This is a genomic window from Sorangium sp. So ce321, from assembly GCF_051530195.1.
Taxonomy (GTDB): Bacteria; Myxococcota_A; Polyangia; order Polyangiales; family Polyangiaceae; genus Sorangium.
This window is the reverse complement of record NZ_CP150329.1, coordinates 8,249,740-8,265,390: the sequence shown is the minus strand read 5'-3', so window position 1 is coordinate 8,265,390 and position 15,651 is coordinate 8,249,740. Positions and strand designations below refer to the sequence as shown.

Annotated in this window: 16 protein-coding genes; 11 read left to right on the top strand and 5 right to left on the bottom strand. The window is 73.7% G+C overall.

What is annotated here, in order from left to right; genetic code table 11:
• The first annotated feature begins 116 nt into the window (after window positions 1-116).
• The gene (locus WME89_RS30445; RefSeq protein ID WP_438011990.1) at window positions 117-1,115 is read left to right on the top strand and encodes an SDR family NAD(P)-dependent oxidoreductase; all 999 of its coding nucleotides are present in this window, start codon (window positions 117-119) and stop codon (window positions 1,113-1,115) included.
• 56 nt (window positions 1,116-1,171) lie between these two features.
• Entirely contained in the window at window positions 1,172-2,317 is a 1,146-nt protein-coding gene (locus WME89_RS30440; RefSeq protein ID WP_438003191.1) for a DegT/DnrJ/EryC1/StrS family aminotransferase, read from the top strand.
• Here WME89_RS30440 and WME89_RS30435 read toward each other — a convergent pair.
• Window positions 2,306-3,016: a nucleotidyltransferase family protein gene (locus WME89_RS30435; protein WP_438003190.1), complete on the bottom strand. Its 711-nt coding sequence runs from the start codon at window positions 3,014-3,016 to the stop codon at window positions 2,306-2,308. The two genes, WME89_RS30440 and WME89_RS30435, sit on opposite strands and share 12 nt — an antisense overlap.
• 186 nt (window positions 3,017-3,202) lie before the next feature.
• On the opposite strand from WME89_RS30435, the gene WME89_RS30430 reads away from it, so the two are divergent.
• Together WME89_RS30430 and WME89_RS30425 are read left to right on the top strand one after the other, a co-directional pair.
• Window positions 3,203-3,559, top strand: coding sequence for a hypothetical protein (locus WME89_RS30430; protein WP_437302401.1), 357 nt, complete (start codon window positions 3,203-3,205; stop codon window positions 3,557-3,559).
• 11 nt (window positions 3,560-3,570) lie between these two features.
• A complete protein-coding gene (locus WME89_RS30425; RefSeq protein WP_437618055.1) occupies window positions 3,571-3,939 on the top strand; it encodes a hypothetical protein in 369 nt (122 codons plus the stop codon).
• 84 nt (window positions 3,940-4,023) lie between these two features.
• Here WME89_RS30425 and WME89_RS30420 read toward each other — a convergent pair whose 3' ends face one another.
• Window positions 4,024-4,758: a tetratricopeptide repeat protein gene (locus WME89_RS30420; protein WP_438003189.1), complete on the bottom strand. Its 735-nt coding sequence runs from the start codon at window positions 4,756-4,758 to the stop codon at window positions 4,024-4,026.
• A gap of 131 nt (window positions 4,759-4,889) precedes the next feature.
• On the opposite strand from WME89_RS30420, the gene WME89_RS30415 reads away from it, so the two are divergent.
• From WME89_RS30415 to WME89_RS30405, 3 genes are all read left to right on the top strand, one after another.
• A complete protein-coding gene (locus WME89_RS30415; RefSeq protein ID WP_437662231.1) occupies window positions 4,890-5,306 on the top strand; it encodes a tellurite resistance TerB family protein in 417 nt (138 codons plus the stop codon).
• A gap of 133 nt (window positions 5,307-5,439) precedes the next feature.
• On the top strand, window positions 5,440-6,297 hold the full coding sequence (locus WME89_RS30410; protein WP_436623174.1) for a serine/threonine protein kinase: 858 nt from the start codon (window positions 5,440-5,442) through the stop codon (window positions 6,295-6,297).
• A gap of 61 nt (window positions 6,298-6,358) precedes the next feature.
• Window positions 6,359-7,474, top strand: a complete 1,116-nt coding sequence (locus tag WME89_RS30405) for a pyridoxal-phosphate-dependent aminotransferase family protein (protein WP_438003188.1) — start codon at window positions 6,359-6,361, stop codon at window positions 7,472-7,474.
• Between the two features lie 67 nt (window positions 7,475-7,541).
• Here the strand turns inward: WME89_RS30405 and WME89_RS30400 are convergent, their stop codons facing one another.
• Complete coding sequence (locus WME89_RS30400) at window positions 7,542-8,171, bottom strand: FKBP-type peptidyl-prolyl cis-trans isomerase (protein ID WP_438003187.1); 630 nt, start codon at window positions 8,169-8,171, stop codon at window positions 7,542-7,544.
• A 153-nt stretch (window positions 8,172-8,324) separates the two neighbouring features.
• Between WME89_RS30400 and WME89_RS30395 the strand changes: the two genes are divergently transcribed.
• From WME89_RS30395 to WME89_RS30385, 3 genes are all read left to right on the top strand, one after another.
• Complete coding sequence (locus tag WME89_RS30395) at window positions 8,325-10,184, top strand: hypothetical protein (protein ID WP_438003186.1); 1,860 nt, start codon at window positions 8,325-8,327, stop codon at window positions 10,182-10,184.
• Window positions 10,185-10,199: 15 nt separating this feature from the next.
• Window positions 10,200-11,183 carry a matrixin family metalloprotease gene (locus WME89_RS30390; RefSeq protein WP_438003185.1) on the top strand — a complete coding sequence of 328 codons (984 nt, stop codon included), beginning with the start codon at window positions 10,200-10,202 and terminating at the stop codon, window positions 11,181-11,183.
• Window positions 11,184-11,324: 141 nt separating this feature from the next.
• Window positions 11,325-12,635: a hypothetical protein gene (locus tag WME89_RS30385; protein ID WP_438003184.1), complete on the top strand. Its 1,311-nt coding sequence runs from the start codon at window positions 11,325-11,327 to the stop codon at window positions 12,633-12,635.
• A 177-nt stretch (window positions 12,636-12,812) separates the two neighbouring features.
• Here the strand turns inward: WME89_RS30385 and WME89_RS30380 are convergent, their stop codons facing one another.
• Together WME89_RS30380 and WME89_RS30375 are read right to left on the bottom strand one after the other, a co-directional pair.
• Window positions 12,813-13,274 carry an ecotin family protein gene (locus WME89_RS30380; protein WP_438003183.1) on the bottom strand — a complete coding sequence of 154 codons (462 nt, stop codon included), beginning with the start codon at window positions 13,272-13,274 and terminating at the stop codon, window positions 12,813-12,815.
• Window positions 13,275-13,594: 320 nt separating this feature from the next.
• Window positions 13,595-14,275, bottom strand: coding sequence for a TetR/AcrR family transcriptional regulator (locus WME89_RS30375; RefSeq protein WP_438003182.1), 681 nt, complete (start codon window positions 14,273-14,275; stop codon window positions 13,595-13,597).
• A gap of 132 nt (window positions 14,276-14,407) precedes the next feature.
• Between WME89_RS30375 and WME89_RS30370 the strand changes: the two genes are divergently transcribed.
• Entirely contained in the window at window positions 14,408-15,640 is a 1,233-nt protein-coding gene (locus tag WME89_RS30370) for a carotenoid oxygenase family protein (RefSeq protein ID WP_438003181.1), read from the top strand.
• Window positions 15,641-15,651 lie beyond the last annotated feature (11 nt).

The following is a 15,651-nucleotide window of genomic DNA, read 5'->3' as shown; positions in this document are numbered from 1 at the left end:
CCCGGCCGGCGCGCCGCCGTCCGCGCGGGCCTGAGGCGCGCGCCGCCGAGCGCAAACCGGCGCGCCGCCGCGGTACGCGCTTGACGCGCGAACCCGCAGAGGCCACGCACGCCGCCGTGAGCGAAGGCTTCTATCGCGGCAAGCGCGTCGTGGTGACCGGCGCCGGCGGGTTCATCGGCAGCCACCTCGTCGAGGCGCTGGTCCGGGAAGGCGCGCGCGTGCGGGCGCTCGTCCGGTACACCTCGAGCTCGCGGCGCGGGCACCTCGACCGGCTCCCCGAGGACGTCCTCGCGGACGTGGAGGTCGCCCCCGGCAACGTGGAGGACGCGGGCGCGGTGCGGTCGCTCGTGCGCGGCGCCGACGTCGTCTTCCACCTCGCGGCCCTCATCGGCATCCCGTACTCGTACGTGGCCCCGCAGCAGTACGTGGCGACGAACGTGCAGGGCACGCTGAACGTCCTCGAGGCGGCGCGCGAGCACGGCGCGCGCGTGGTCCACACCTCGACGAGCGAGACCTACGGCACCGCGCGCTACACGCCCATCGACGAGGCCCACCCCCTCACCGGCCAGTCCCCGTACTCGGCCACGAAGATCGGCGCCGACAAGCTCGCCGAGAGCTACCACCTCTCTTTCGGGCTCGAGGTCGCGACGATCAGGCCGTTCAACACCTACGGCCCGCGGCAGTCGTCGCGCGCGATCATCCCGAGCGTGATGCAGCAGCTCGCCGCCGGCGGCGCCGCGCTCCGCATCGGGAGCACCGCGCCGGTGCGCGACCTCAACTTCGTGACCGACACCGTCGCGGGGTTCCTCCTCGTCGGCTCGAGCGCGCGGGCCGTGGGGCAGACGCTCAACGTGGGGAGCGGGCGCGCCATCTCGATCGGCGACCTCGTCCGGCTCATCTTCGAGGTGACGGGCAAGCGCGCGGAGCTCGTGACGGACGAGGCCCGGGTGCGGCCCGACGCGAGCGAGGTCATGGTGCTGCTCGCCGACTTCCGCCGCGCCGCGGAGCTCGTCGGCTACGCGCCGCGCGTGTCGCTCGAGGAGGGGCTCGCCCGCACGTACGCCTATGTCGAGCGCCACCTCGCCGACTACCGGCCGCGCGAGTACGCGATCTGAACACGACGCGGCGCGCGCGGGCGCCGCGCCCGCCGCCGCCGGCTGGATGGAAGGCCATGTGGAAGATACCTCTCAGCGATCTCTCGTTCGGGCCTGAAGAAGCAGAGGCCGCGCGGCAGGTCGTCGCGTCGGGCTGGCTGACCATGGGCGAGCGCACGGCGCAGTTCGAGCAGAAGCTCGGCGAGGCGCTCGGCACCCCGCGGGTGCTCGCCGTGACGAACTGCACCGCCGCGCTGCACCTCGCGTACACGGCGCTCTCCGTCGGCCCCGGCGACGAGGTCATCTGCCCGAGCCTCACCTTCGTGGCGACCGCCAACGCCGCGCTCCTCTGCGGGGCCGACGTGGTGCTCGCCGACGTCGTGGGCGAGGGCGACCTCGGGGTCGACCCGGCCGACATCGCCCGCAAGATCACGCCGAGGACGCGGGCGATCGCGGTCGTCCACTACGCCGGCTACCCCTGCGACATGGACGCGATCTCCGCGATCGCGGCCGAGCGCGGGATCCCGGTGGTCGAGGACGCGGCGCACGCGCCGCTCGCGACCTACCGGGGCAAGGCGCTCGGGACGCTCGGGGACGTCGGCTGCCTGAGCTTCTTCTCGAACAAGAACCTCGCGACCGGCGAGGGGGGCGCCGTGATCGCGAGGGACGACGCGCTCCACGCGCGCATGCGGCTCCTCCGCGCGCACGGGATGACGACGCTGACCCTCGACCGGCACAAGGGGCACGCGTTCACGTACGACGTCGTGGACGCGGGCATGAACTACCGCATCGACGAGATCCGCAGCGCCATCGGGCTCGTGCAGCTCGGCCGGCTCGCGGCGGGCAACGCGCGGCGTCGGGCGCTCGCGGAGCGCTACCACGAGCGCCTCGCCGCGGTGCGCGGCGTCGGGCTCCCGTACCGCGACTTCTACGCGCGCGGGGTGGGGGAGAGCGCGCACCACCTCATGCCGGTGCTCCTGCCCGAGGGCGCCTCGCGCGAGGCCGTGATGGAGGCCATGAAGGCGCGCGGGGTCCAGACGAGCGTGCACTACACGCCGATCCACCGCTTCTCGCACCACGGCGCCTCGGACCGGGTGCGCAAGGAGGGGCTCGCGCGGACGGACGCGATCGCGGGCCGCGAGCTCACGCTCCCGCTCCACCCGCGCATGCAGGACGCCGACGTCGACGCCGTGTGCGAGGCGCTCGCCGCGTCAGTCCGGTAGGTACCGCTGCCGGTTCTTCTCGAACTCGTCCTGCGCCTCGGCGAAGTCGTCGCTCCTGCCGATGTCGAGCCAGTGGCCCCGGAACGGGAAGGTGGCCACCTGCTCGCCGGCGTCGAGGAGCGCGTGCATCAGGTTGTCGAACCCGAACGGCCGGCCCTCCGGGATGAAGCCCAGCACGCTGCGGCTCATCGCGTAGATGCCCATGCTCACCCAGAACGTGTACGTCGGCTTCTCGCGGAAGCCGACGACGCGCCCCTCGGGGCCGAGGTCGAGCACGCCCAGGTCGATCTTCGAGGCGCGCTCGCACACGGCGACGGTGAGCGGCGCGCCGGCCGACTCGCCCGTGCGGTGGAGCGCCGCGAAGTCGAGGTCGCTGAGGATGTCGCCGTTCATCACGAGGAAGCGCTCCGGCAGGTCGCGCTCGATGACCCGGAGCGGGCCCACGGTCCCGAGCGGCGTCTCCTCGCGCTGGTAGGAGATGCGCAGCCCGTACCGGCTCCCCTCGCCGACGACGGCCTCGATGAGGGCGGCCTGGTGGCCCACGCACATCACCACGTCGGTGACCCCGGCGCGCGCCAGCTGCCGGAGGAGGATCTCGACGATCGTGTGATCGCCGATCGGCATCAGCGGCTTCGGGATAAGGGCGGTGTAGGGGCGGAGCCGGGAGCCTTTGCCGCCGGCGAGGACGACTGCCTTCATGCGGTGACGTATACCCACGCGCCGCTCGATCGGGGGACCATTCCGCAGAATTTCTCGCGCATCCGGCCGGCCCCGCCCTCTCCGATTGACTCTCTTCCGGCTGATCTTTAGTACTCGGAGAGCGTCCCGCGGCAGGCCAGCCCCTGCGCGGGGCAATTCACCTTTCAGGCGACTTGGGCAGCAATCATGACGATGGTACCCCCGACCCGTACCCCCGCCAGGAAGCGCCGGAAGCTCGGTTATCGAGGCAGCGGCACCTTTGCCATGTGCAGCCCCGGCCCGCTCCCGGGCGGTCCGCTCTTCCGGCAGCTCTGCACGCTCGCCGATCGCTTCGCCGCGTGCCAGGACGACCCGGCCGCGGCGCAGATCGGCAGCGTGCTCTCGCTGCTCGCGCTCTACGCGACCAAGACGAACGACCGGGATTTCCGGTTGCCGCTGGGCTCCTTCCTCATGGACCTCGCCCTCGACGACGAGGCGCGCGCGCGGGCTCGAGCGCCCGGCGCCGCGCCCATCCCGTACGGGCGCCCGCTCCTCGCTCGCTGACCGGGGCTTCGATGAGCGCGCGAGAACTACCGACGCGCCCCGCGGGGCGCAGCAAGCTGACGGCATCGGCCTCGGTCGTGCTGATCGTGAGCGCGAGCGAGCAGCTCGCCGAGCGCTGCCGCCGGCTGGTCTTCGTCGAGGGCGCCGACCTGCTCGCCTGCGACCTCGTGTCGCTGCGCGGGAGCGCCGCCTGGCTGAACCCGCTGGCCATCGTGATGACCCAGGACGTGCGGGCGTTCGACCCGGATGGGTTCATGGAGCTGTCGCGGCGCATCGGCGCCGAGCTCGTGGTGCTCCCGTCCGAGAGCGTCTCGGACACGCAGCTCACCGCGATGATCACGGCGGCGCTGGACATCGCGCAGCGCCGCCGGACTGACTGACGACGGCGGCGCCGGCCGGGTGGCGGGGCCGCGTCCGTCGCGCGGCGGGGCGGCGCGCGTCCGTCGCGTGGCGGGACGGCGCCGTCAGTCGCGCGGCGGGAGGACGTCGCCGGACTGGCTCGCCAGCAGGCAGCCCTCGTCGAGGCCGAGCTTGCACGCCTTCGTGAACAGCTCGACCGCCTTGCCGCCGTCGCGCTCCACGCCCTCGCCCTGCGCGTGGAGGTGCCCGAGCTCGACGCAGGCGGGGGCGTTGCCGCGATCGCAGACACGCCGGAACAGCGCGGCCGCGCGCCCGGGATCGGCGCTCGCGCCCTGGCCGCGGAGGTAAGCCCTGCCAGCCGCGAGGCAGCCGAGGTTCGCGCCCCCGTGGCACGCGCGCACGTGAAAGTAGAGCGCCGCCTCGTCCGCCCCGCCCGCGCCCTCCGCCCCGTCCGCGCGCGCGAGCCGGTCGTGGTACGCGTCGCCGAGCCGCAGGCACGCGCGCGCGCTCCCCTCGGCGCACGCGTCCTTGAACAGCCCCATCGCCCGGTCCACATCTCTCGAGACGACCGTGCCGCCCAGGTACATCGATCCCAGCGTCACGCAGTCCTCGATCTGGTGCTCGGTGCAGCCGTTCGTGCAGCCGACGAGGTCGCTCCCCTCGCACGGCAGCCGCAGCGGCGGCGGGGCTGCTTCGGCCGTCGGCGCGGCGCGCGGCGCCGCCGCGGGGGCAGGCTGGACGGGCGCCGCGGCGTGGCGCGGCGTTGTCGCGGCCGCGCTGCCGCAGCCACAGAGGAAGAGCGCGGCGAGGAGCGCCTGGGCGGGTTCGCGCACGTGCATGCCCAAACTCATGACACACCGGCCGCCCTCTCCCAATGCGCCGCCCCGGGAGGCGTCTGCCCGGGGCGCTCGGCGGCGCTCCGGGGCTGGTCCCGCGCCGGGCGTCGGTGTAGACGCATTCGATGCCCCTCATGAGCCCTCCGCCGCTGCGAACGCTTGATGAGCCGAACCTCGAGGCGCTCGTCGAGCTGATGTTCCTCGCGGCCTTCGCCGACGGCGAGTTCAGCCAGGAGGAGAAGGTCCACTTCGCCCGGAGCGTCGAGTCGCTGACGGACCGCCGGATCCCGCAGAGCACGATGGACGAGCTCATCCATACGGTCGTGACGCAGCTCCAGCAGGAGGGCCGCGCCGCCCGGCTCGCGTCGCTCAAGGAGCGGCTGCCGAGCCCGCAGGCCCGGAAGGTCGCCTTCTCCCTGGCCGCCCAGGTCGTCGTCGCCGACGGCGTCGTCAGGACCAGCGAGCGCGAGCTCTTGCTCGACGTCGCGGCGGCGCTCGAGATCGAGCAGACCGAGGCCGCGGACGTGGTGCGGAGGCTCGCCGCCACGTGAGCGTCCGGCCGCCCTCGGCGCGCCGCGCCCGGCGCGCACCGGGGGGCCTCCCCGCGGGGGACGCGCGCCGCGGCTCGGGGCGCGCGTCGCGGGGTGAACGGGCGCTGTCGTTTTCGGTTACGATGGCGCCGTCGTGACCTGGTCCTCCACTGGCACGTTCCTGATCCCGTTTCCGGTTCCGGGCTCAGCGCTGACCTCCACCCGGGGCACCTACGTCATCGGGGCGCTCATCGGCGACGGCCAGTACGGCTCGGTCTACGAGTGCAGCGGGCCGTTCGACCAGGTGTACGCCCTGAAGATGCTGCGGCCGGCGAACAAGCCCTACCAGGTCGTCAAGGAGGAGTGGTCGCGCGAGATGCTCCGCCTGGAGAGCTTCCGCCACCCGAACATCGTCTACATCCACGACGCCTTCGAGGTGAACTACCTCTTCTACCTGGCGCTCGAGCGGTGCGACACGAGCCTCCGGGCGCTGCTCGGCACCCCGTTCCAGCCGCCGCTGCTCGTCGAGCTCGCGCGCCAGCTGCTGATGACGCTGCAGTACCTGCACGACAACGGCGTCGTGCACGCCGACCTGCACGCGGGCAACGTCCTCATCTCGCAGCTCGACCACAAGCCGATCGTCAAGCTCACCGACTTCGGCGTGGCCCACCAGCTCGACGGCGTGACCCGCTGGTTCCGCCCGCAGGTCGCGAACCCGAAGATCCTCGTGCCGGAGCTCGTGACCGCGGGCTACACGACGACGCAGAGCGACCTCTACCAGCTCGGGCTGCTCATGTACCAGATGCACACGGGCCAGCCGGCCATCGACGTGAACGCCTCGTACGAGGAGATCACGCGGCAGATCGCCGAGGGCACGCCGCGGCAGAAGGCCGAGGCGCTCGGCACGCCGCTGAGCCAGGTGATCGCCAAGCTGCTGCGCCGCCGCGACGCCTACCGGTACTTCTCCGCGCGCGACGTCTGGGACGACCTGCGGCAGCTCCGCTGGGCGTAGCGCGCCGCGCTCGCCGCTATCTCTGCTGCATCCGGCGCGCCTTCCGGGCTACACCTCGCGCATGGTCGCCTCCGCCACGCCGCGGGTCGTCTCGCTCACGCCGGCGGTCTTCCACCTGCCGGACGCGGTGAACCAGGTCTCGCGCACCTACGGGGAGAGCCCGATCGTCCCGCGCGGGCCGCGGCTCCGGCCGCTGCTCGACCGGGCCCGGCACGGCATCGTCGAGGCCCTCGGCGCGCCCGGCTACGAGGCCATCCTGCTCACCGGCTCTGGCTCGACGTCCATGGCCGCCGTGCTCGGCTCCTGCCTGCGGCCCGACGAGCGGCTCCTCGTCGTCCGCAACGGCGCCTACGGCGACCGGATCTTCGAGTACGCCGGGACGCTCGGCCAGCCGGTGGTCGACATGTGCCTGCCCTACGGCGAGCGCCCGGACCTCGCGAGGATCGAGGCCGTCCTTGCCGCGGACGACGCCGACGCCGTGGCCATCGTGTACGGGGGCACGTCGACGTGCACGCTGAACCCCGTGCCCGAGGTCGGCGCGCTCGCCCGCAAGTACGGCAAGAAGCTCCTCGTCGACGGCATCAGCGCGCTCTTCGTCGAGCCGATGGCGCTCGAGGGCTCTGGCATCGCCGCGGTGATGGGCTCCTGCAACAAGGGCCTCCACAGCCACCCGAACCTGACCGTCGCCCTGGTCCGCAGGGACCTGCTCGCCGAGATGGAGCGGATCCCCGCCCGCGTCCCCAGCCTGGAGCTCTACAAGACCTGGCGCGCCCAGCAGGGCGGCGCGCACCCCTACACGATCGATCCGATGAGCCTGTGCCAGGTGATCGCGGCGCTCGACCACCTCGGCGCCACGGGCGGCGTCGCCGGGCGCCACGCCGTGTACCAGGCGCGCTGCGCGATCCTGCGGCCGGGTTACGAGCGGCTCGGGCTCGCGATCGCGCGCTGGGAGAACATGCCGCTCCAGTCGATCGGGACGGCGCTGCACATCCCCGCGGGCAGGACGTATGACGAGATGGCGAGCCGGCTCGCCACCGAGCCGGTCGATGGCCACGTGTTCGAGATCTACGCGGCCCAGGGGAAGCTCTCGAGCCAGCTGTTCCGGATCTTCCACATGGGCGAGTACCCGCTCGAGGTCTACGAGATCTTCCTGAGGGCGCTCGCGCGCGTCGTCTGAGCGCGGCGCCTGCCGCTCAGCCGCTGCGGGCGGCGCTCGCGGCTCGCTGGACCGCGGCGCCTGCCGCTCACTTCGTCTCCTTGGGCGCCTCCTTCTTCTCGGCCGGCGCGGCGGCGGGCTTGTCGCCCTTGGCCTCGGCCGGCTTGGCCGCCGGCTTCGCCGCCTTGTCGGACGCCGGCGCGGTCTTTCCGGCCTTGTCGTCCGCGCCCTTGGCCGCGTCCTTCGCCTCGTCGCCGACGCCGAGCAGCTCGATGTCGAAGACGAGCGTCGCCTTGCCCGGGATCTTCGGCGGGCTGCCCGCCTCGCCGTAGGCGAGGCGCGAGGGGATCGTGAGCTTGCGCTTGCCGCCCACCTTCATCCCGACCACGCCCTCGTCCCAGCCCTTGATGACCTCCGTGTTGCCGAGGGTGAAAACGAACGGCTCCCGGCCGACGGACGAGTCGAACTCGGCGTTGTTCTTGAGCAGGCGCCCCGTGTAGTGGACGCGGACCTTGTCGCCGTCCTTCGCCTCCGGGCCGGTGCCCACGGCGAGGTCTTCCTTGATGAGGTCGGCCGGCTCCGGCTCGGCGGGCTTCACCGCCGGGATGGCGCTGCCCGGCGGCAGGTCGGGCTCGGGGACCTTGTCCTCACAGCCCGCGACCGGGCCGAGGACGACAGCAGCGCAGGAGAGGGCGAGGACGATTTGCAGAGGCTTCATGGCGCCACGTCTTACGCACCCGGCGCGGAGCGATCAACGGTCACCCGCCACGCCCCGGTCCCCCCCTCTGGTCCCGCCTCTGGTCCCCCCCCGGTCCCCCCGGCCGGGTTTCCGTTGCAGCGCTCCGGCCCGCGCGGTTAGGGTGCCGCCACCTTGGCTCGCGCGTTCTCCGTCGCCGCCCTGGCGATCGCCGAGGGCGGCGCCAATGCCGTCGGCGCGGTGCGCTTCACCTGCGCCGAGACGGAGCTCGAGGTCGAGCTGGTGCGCGTCGCCGGCTACGCCGAGGGGTTCGCCCTGGGCGCCGTGGCGGCGCCGGTCCGGTTCGGGGTGCCCTACACAGCGATCCGCGGCCTCTTCCGGCGCGGCAAGGCGCTGTGCGTCGCCCTCGATCCGTCCGCGTGCTCGCCGCACAACTGCTTCGTCCTGGCGCGCTTCGAGGGCGACCTCCCCGGCGTCCCCGGCGTCACGTCGCCGGCGGCGATGGAGGCGATGGAGAGCGCGTACCGCGCGCGCCTCCGCGCCCGCATGGCGAGCTGGATCGCGCCGGCGCCGCTCGGCGTGCTCGCGGCCGCCCTGTCGCCCGACTACCTCGCGAGCGGCCCCCTCGGGACCGCGTCGCTCGCGGTCCTCGTCGCGCTCGCGACCTGGCTCGCGCTGCGCTTCGCCGCGCGGCTCGCGACCTGGGGTGGGCCGCCCTCGGACCGCCTGCGCGACGCGCTCGTGGCCGAGATGTCGCGCCGCATGGGCTTCGCTTCCGACCGGCTCGCGGCCTCGGCCCTCGGCGAGGCGGCGGCGCCCGTGTTCGCGCCCCGGCCGACGCCGCTCGGCGCGCTGCCGGGGCGCGAGCGCGAGCGCGGCGGCGAGGAGGGGTTCGAGGCGCTCCCGCTGCGGGCCCGCGTCCTCGTGCCCGCGGCGCTCGCCGTGGTCGGCATCGTGGCGACGATGGCGTTCGTGCAGCGGTTCGCGGCGCCCCGCGCGCTGCCTCCCGCCGAGCGGCAGGCGGCGCGCGGCGTCGGGCAGGCGACCCGCGGCGCCGCCGCCGCGCTCCTCGCGGGCGAGGCGCGGGAGCGCGCCGAGCCGTCGTTCCCGCACTGCCTGTGCGACCGCGCCGACTCGCCGCTCTGGCGGGACGGGGTGCCGATCCTCAGCGTGCTCGGGTCGATCGGGCCGGACGACGGCGCGGAGCTGATCGCGCCGATCCTGGAGCAGGACAGGGAGGACGAGGAGGACGGCGAGGCCGGCGGCGAGCGAGAGGAGGCCGGCGCGGCGCCGGGAGAGGCGGGCGACGCCGGCGCCGCGCCTGGCGACGCCGGCCCGGACGGGGGCGGGCGGCCGCCGCGGCCGGCGCGCGGGCACTACGAATTCGAGCTCGCGGTCGTCAACAACAGCGGCGCTCCCGTCAGCGATTTCCGCGTGCTGCTCACGTTCGCGCGGCGCGATCGGCGCGGCGAGCGCGCCGGGATCACCGAGCGCGGGCTGTTCTGGGAGGGCGCGCTCGGCCCGGGGCGCGCGGTGAAGTGGCACGTCGAGGCGCCCGGCACGGAGGTGAAGATCGAGCCGGGCGTGACGGGCATGCTCGACGGCGAGACCGGGGTGGCCTCTCCCGACGCGTTCTTCGAGCTGACGCGCGCGCGCTACCGCGTCGTGCGCATCCACGCGGCGATGATGCTCGCCTGGCTGCGCGACCCGCGCGCCCGCGACGCGGTCGTCGCCCTCCTGCCCGCCGCGTCCGCGGAGGAGGCGAAGCTCGAGCGGATCCGGCGCGCGACGGCGGACGTCATCCCGTGCTCTGTCACGGTGGCGGAGGGGCAGCTGCGCGCGTGCCTGTTCAACGGCGGCGTGGCCCCTGTGCGCGGCGTCACGCTGCGCGAGGTCGCGGCGGGCGAGGGCCAGACGCCGCGCGCCTGGCCCGTCGCGGCGCCCCTGCCGATCCACGAGGGGGTGGAGGTGCGGCTGCCCCTGGAGGGGGGCGCGGCCCCCGAGGAGCTCGAGGTGGTGCCGCAGGGCCGATGAGACGATGATGAGGGGATGAAGAGGGGCTCCCGGGCCGCGCTCGCGCTGGTCACCGCGCCCGCCGCCGCGCTCGCCGCCGCGCTGGCGCTGCTCGCCGGGGCCCCCGAGGCCGCCGCCTGGGCGCCGCTCGACCTCGAGGTCGTCCCGCGCTGGCGCGAGCTGCCGGTCCGCTACCACATCAGCCGGGGATCGATCCCGGCGTCGCTCGCGGGGTTCGCGGCTGCAGGCATCGAGGCCGGGTTCGCGGCGTGGTCGAGCCCCGCGTGCACGGCGTGGGAGACCGAGCTCCTCGGCGACACGGACGCCGGCTACGACGCCGGCGACGGCAGGAACGTGTTCCTCTGGATCAGCGACGGCTGGCCCGACGCGCTCGGCGCCGTCGACTCGGTCATCGCGATCACGATGCCGGTCTGGGATCGCGACGGCGTCATCGCGGACGCCGACATGGTGTTCAACAACGTGGGCTTCTGCTGGAACGACAGCGGCGAGGGCGACTGCATCGACGCGGCGTCGATCGCCACCCACGAGGAGGGGCACTTCCTTGGCCTCGGCCACACGAACGTGCGCGGCGCGACGATGCTGGGGTTCTATCCGGGCGGCACGTCGGCGCGCACGCTCGAGGAAGACGACGTCGAAGGGGTCTGCGCCCTCTACCCGATCGGCGGGACGGCTGTCGCGAGCTCGGGCGCGACAGCCGGCGCGGGCGGGGTGGCCGGCGCAGGCGGCGCGAGCGGGGTGGCCGGCGCAGGCGGCGCGAGCGGGGTGGCCGGCGCAGGCGGCGCGAGCGGGGCGGGCGGCGCGGGCGGCGCCGCGCCTGGGACCGGGGACGAGCCGACGCGCGGCGGGGTGGAGGAGGCCGAGGGCGACGCCGGGTGCTCCTGCTCGGCGGGCGGCGGGCCGCCGGGCACCCGGGGGGCGCTGCTGCTCGCCGCGCTCGGCGCGCTGCTGTCGCGCCGGTGCCAGCGCCAGCGTGCGGGCCAGAGCGTGCGCGAGCGGTAGTGGGCCGTTCAGGCCAGGAGAGGCGGCCCGCGGCTCGTCGTGTGCGGTGAGGGCGCTCCAGCCCGGGAGAGGGAGGTCCCCGCGTGGCCGCGCGGACGGGGCCGCTTTACAACCCAGCGCAGCCGGGGCAAACGTGCCGCCATGCCCGAGCCGAGCACCGCAGCGTTCGACGCGGGGGTCGCGCACGCCCTCCGCTCTCTTGGGGCCGACGGCTCCGCTCCCGCCCTCGATCCGCTCGGCGACCCGGCCGGGGCGGCGCGCGCCCTCTCGGCGGCGGGCGGCGCGCCGCTGCTCCTCCGCGTCGCGCCGGAGCTCGGCGCGCCGCAGCGCGACAAGGAAGCGGCCTTCGGCCCGGCGCCGCGCGACCCCGTCTGGCTCCGCATCGAGCGCGGCGCGAGCGCCGTCCAGCTCGCGCCCCTGCGGCTCGCGGGCGCCGCTCCGGCGCGCGCCTCGGCAGGCGGCGCGGCCGGGGCAGGGGAGGCGGGGGCCGAGGCGCGCGACGCGGTGCGGGTCGAGGTGATCGCGGCGCAGCGCCCGTGCTGCGGCGCCGCCTCGTGCACGCGCGAGCGCACCTACGTCGCCGCCTGGCTCGCGCTCGCCGCGCCCGCGTCCTCGGCCGGGCGCGGTGCGGCGGAGCAGCGCCTGCTCGTCGCCGAGGCGCAGGATCTCGAGGCCGCGCGGGCGGAGGCGCTCGTCGAGGCGGTGGCGGCGCCGCTCGCTGCCGCGCTGCGCGTGCCGCTCGAGACGGCGCGGGGTACCGAGCCGCCGGACGCCATCGCGCCGCGGCCCCTCCCGGAGCCCGCGCCGGAGCCGGCGCCCGCGCTCTCGGCCGCCGCGCTCTCGCGGTTCGCGATCCGGAGCGAGGGTGAGCTCTTCGTCCTGCGGGACCACGCGAGCCACGGCCCGCGCGGGTCCGCGACCCGCAACGCGCTCATCGGCGGCGTGCTGCTGCTCGTCGCGCTCGCCCTGTGGATCCAGGTCATGCGCAGCGTCGCCGCCGGCGACAGCGGCATCGCGATCGGCGTCGGCAGCGGCGCCGCGCTGCTCTCGCTCGCGGGCTACGCGTTCCTCGGCGTCGCCCGGTTCTCGTCGCGGTACGCGGCGCGCTCCGCCCCTGTCGCGTCGTTCAGGCCGGGCTGCTTCGTCGTCGCCCCCTGGGTGAGCCGCACCGGCGCGATCGATCTGCGCCCCGAGGGCAGGCTCGGGGCGGCCATCTCCGCGGGGGAGGTCCACGGCGTCCACGTGCAGCCCCGCGGCGACCGCTTCGCCGTCGAGGTCGACACCGACCACGGCCCCATCGACGCCCTCCTCACCGGCCGCGAGGACGTCGCGCGCTACTGGCGCGACGCCATGGACCGCGCCGTCGCCTCGGTGCGCCACCCCGGCGGCCCCTCGGCCCGGCAGCGCCTCCGGGCGCGCTCCCAGACGCAGCAGGCCGCCGCGGCGGGCTGACGCATCCGCTGCGACGGCCCTTGCCGGCGCACCGGCGGGCGCCAGCGCGTAGAGCGGCGTGCCTGGCACGAGCCGCAGATGTAGCTCGCGAATCCACCGATACAGCTCGTCGACAAGGGGAAGCGATCGCTCCTGCCAGCGAGCCGTTGAACGACAGGATCAGGTCATGGAAGTGGGTCAGCTTCTCGTCTGAAACCCGCCAGGAGTGGTGAATGTTCGGAATGCCGCGTCGAGGCCCTCTGGAACGTAGATCACAAGTGGAATCCTGGAGTTGTAACGGATCATCTCTCTCGCACCGAACACACGTTCGGTCTTCGTTGGCCTATCCCCGCAGCCCATAAACGTACCAGCAATCTCGCCGTCACTGTTCACTTCCCAGTAGGGGTAACCCCAGCCTTCAATCGTTCCCTCCTTGATTGTTCCAGTGATCCACTTTGTATTGCAGTCTGAATTTTCCAGCATCTTGGAGAACGAAATCTCCATGCGTGCACGGTCTTCGTCCTCGAGTTGAGGCAGATCGATGACGATCCGGCGTTTGCCATTCATGGTTTGCGGATACGGGGTCAAATTCTCGCTGTCGTAAGCAGAAGCGGGCGTGGCGAGCAATGTCGCAGCTAGCAGCAGAATACAACGCTCCATCTGGGGACTCCTTTTTGACGGTTTATTGCGCAAAACGTCTCGTCAGACAGGCGCGCGGCGAGCGCGAGCACCATGTCGATCTCTGCCGATACGACCCAGGCCTTGATGAGCTTGCTTATGAACGTGTGGCGTGAACGCGGTGGGGGGCGCCGCCGCACGGGATTGCAAGGTGCATTCCATGCTGCGCCTGGCGCGGTGAACCCGAGCAGGCGCGGCTCAGCGTGGGAGTCGCCTAGGTGAGGCGCGCTCCGTCAGGTCGCCTTGCTCAACCGAGCGATCGCCTGCTCACGGCGGCAGGGCTCGACGACCGGACTCATGTTTCAGGGGCTTGCTTTCCCCGTGCTGGAGGGCGGCTCCGAAGGACCCGTTGAAGGAGCCCCCCCTGCCCGGGGCATCAGCCCCTCCATGAGCAGCCCGCTGACGAGCCCCGCGAGCTTCGCCGCCTCGACCGGCTTGTCGAACCGTCCGAGCTGTCCTTGCGTCAGGAGCACGGCGAGGCCGTGCATGCTCGACCACAGCACGAGGGCGAGGTGCATCGGATCGTCCCCCCGCAGGGTCCCCGCCGCCTGCGCTTGCGCGAGGGAGTCCATCGTCGCGCGATGGCCCTCGGCGCGCGCCCGCAGGAGGTCCGGGGCGCTCTCCTTCACGGTGTCATAGGGCGCGTACATCACGCGGAAGGCCGCCGGGCGCTCGACCGCGAAGACGACGTACGCCTCCGCGATCGCGCGGAGCCGCGCGATCGGGTCCGCCCCGGCGGCCCCCACGCGCGGCGCCAGGAGCTCCCCGAAGGCGCGGAAGCCCTCGACCGCGACCGCCGCCAGGAGCTCCTCCTTCGTCTCGAAGTGGCGGTACGGAGCGCGGGGGCTGACCCCGAGCTCGCGGCCCAGCGCGCGCAACGAGAGGTCCTCCGCCCGCTGGTGCTCGAGCGCGCGCAGCGCAGCATCGATGAGCGCCTGCCGGAGGTCGCCATGATGGTAGGTGCCGGTCTTCTTCCTCTTCACGCTGGACATTTCGCTCCTCGAGTATACAGTGCATACATGTCGAATCTGGACATGCCCCCGAACACGGCCGCGCCCCCGAAAACGCCCCCAGATACGCCGACAAACACACGCCCAAGCACGCCGACGGACACGGTGCCTTTTCACCTGGCCGGCGCCTTCGCGCCCGTGCGCGAGGAGCGGACTGACGTCGATCTCGACGTCGTCGGCGAGATCCCGGCGGATCTCCGCGGCACCTACGTGCGCAACGGGCCGAATCCCCGGACCGGCTGGTCGCCCGCGTGGTTCGCCGCGGAGGGGATGCTCCACGGCGTGCGCCTGGAGGACGGCCGCGCGCGCTGGTACCGGAACCGCTGGATCAAGGGCGCCTACGCGAACACGAGCGTTGTCCGGCACGCCGGGCGCATCCTCGCGCTCGTCGAGGTGCAGCGGCCGGTCGAGGTGACCGCCGAGCTCGAGACCGTGGGGCCCCACGACTTCGGCGGAGCGCTCGGCAACGCGATGACGGCTCACCCGAAGATCTGCCCGCGCACCGGCGAGCTCCTCTTCTTCTCCCAGGCGCCCTCGCTTCCGCATCTCACGTACTATCGCGCAGACGCCGCCGGCCGCGTCGTCCATCGCGCGGCGATCGACGTCCCCGCGATGACCTTCATGCACGATTTCGCGATCACCGAGCGATACGTCGTCTTCCACGTCCTCCCGGTGCTGCTCGGGGACGTGCGCTCCGCGGTGCCGCTCCGGTGGGACGACGGCTTCCCCGCGCGCATCGGCGTCCTGCCCCGCGACGGCGGCGGCGACGACATGCGGTGGTTCGATGTAGCGCCGTGCACGATCAGCCACACGGTCAACGCCTTCGAGGAGGGCGGCACCGTCGTGCTCGACGCGGTGCGCGCGCCGCGGATCATGGCGCCTCACGCGCTCCACCGGTTCACGCTCGACCTCCGCAGCGGCCGCGCCGCGGAGGCGGAGCTGGATCCGCGGTTCCTCGACTTCCCGCGCGTGCACCCGGCGGTCGTCGGCGGCCGCCATCGCCGCGCGTGCACGACCGAGCTCTGCGACTTCGGTCCCGACGGCAGCTTCTCGCGCACCGTAGCGCGCCAGCTCGATCTCGAGACGGGCGCCGCCGTCGCCCACGATTTCGGGGACGACATGATGCCTGGCGAGTGCGTCATGGCGCCGCGGCCGGGGAGCGCCGCCGAGGACGACGCCTGGGTGATGCTGTTCGTCCACCGCCGCGACGGCTCCGCGACAGATCTCGTCATCCTCGACGCGTCGAGGTTCGCGTCGCCCCCCGTCGCGCGCGTCCGCCTGCCGTGCCGCGTCCCGTTCGGGCTCCACGGCGAGTGGCTCCCCGACGCGGCGGCCTGATTCCACGCGCG

Excerpts from the sequence above, each read along its gene's own strand:
- WME89_RS30440 (WP_438003191.1), top strand. The coding sequence starts at position 1,172 with ATGTGGAAGATACCTCTCAGCGATCTCTCGTTCGGGCCTGAAGAAGCA.
- WME89_RS30435 (WP_438003190.1), bottom strand. The coding sequence starts at position 3,016 with ATGAAGGCAGTCGTCCTCGCCGGCGGCAAAGGCTCCCGGCTCCGCCCC.
- WME89_RS30430 (WP_437302401.1), top strand. The coding sequence starts at position 3,203 with ATGACGATGGTACCCCCGACCCGTACCCCCGCCAGGAAGCGCCGGAAG.
- WME89_RS30425 (WP_437618055.1), top strand. The coding sequence starts at position 3,571 with ATGAGCGCGCGAGAACTACCGACGCGCCCCGCGGGGCGCAGCAAGCTG.
- WME89_RS30420 (WP_438003189.1), bottom strand. The coding sequence starts at position 4,758 with ATGCACGTGCGCGAACCCGCCCAGGCGCTCCTCGCCGCGCTCTTCCTC.
- WME89_RS30415 (WP_437662231.1), top strand. The coding sequence starts at position 4,890 with ATGAGCCCTCCGCCGCTGCGAACGCTTGATGAGCCGAACCTCGAGGCG.
- WME89_RS30405 (WP_438003188.1), top strand. The coding sequence starts at position 6,359 with ATGGTCGCCTCCGCCACGCCGCGGGTCGTCTCGCTCACGCCGGCGGTC.
- WME89_RS30400 (WP_438003187.1), bottom strand. The coding sequence starts at position 8,171 with ATGAAGCCTCTGCAAATCGTCCTCGCCCTCTCCTGCGCTGCTGTCGTC.
- WME89_RS30390 (WP_438003185.1), top strand. The coding sequence starts at position 10,200 with ATGAAGAGGGGCTCCCGGGCCGCGCTCGCGCTGGTCACCGCGCCCGCC.
- WME89_RS30385 (WP_438003184.1), top strand. The coding sequence starts at position 11,325 with ATGCCCGAGCCGAGCACCGCAGCGTTCGACGCGGGGGTCGCGCACGCC.
- WME89_RS30380 (WP_438003183.1), bottom strand. The coding sequence starts at position 13,274 with ATGGAGCGTTGTATTCTGCTGCTAGCTGCGACATTGCTCGCCACGCCC.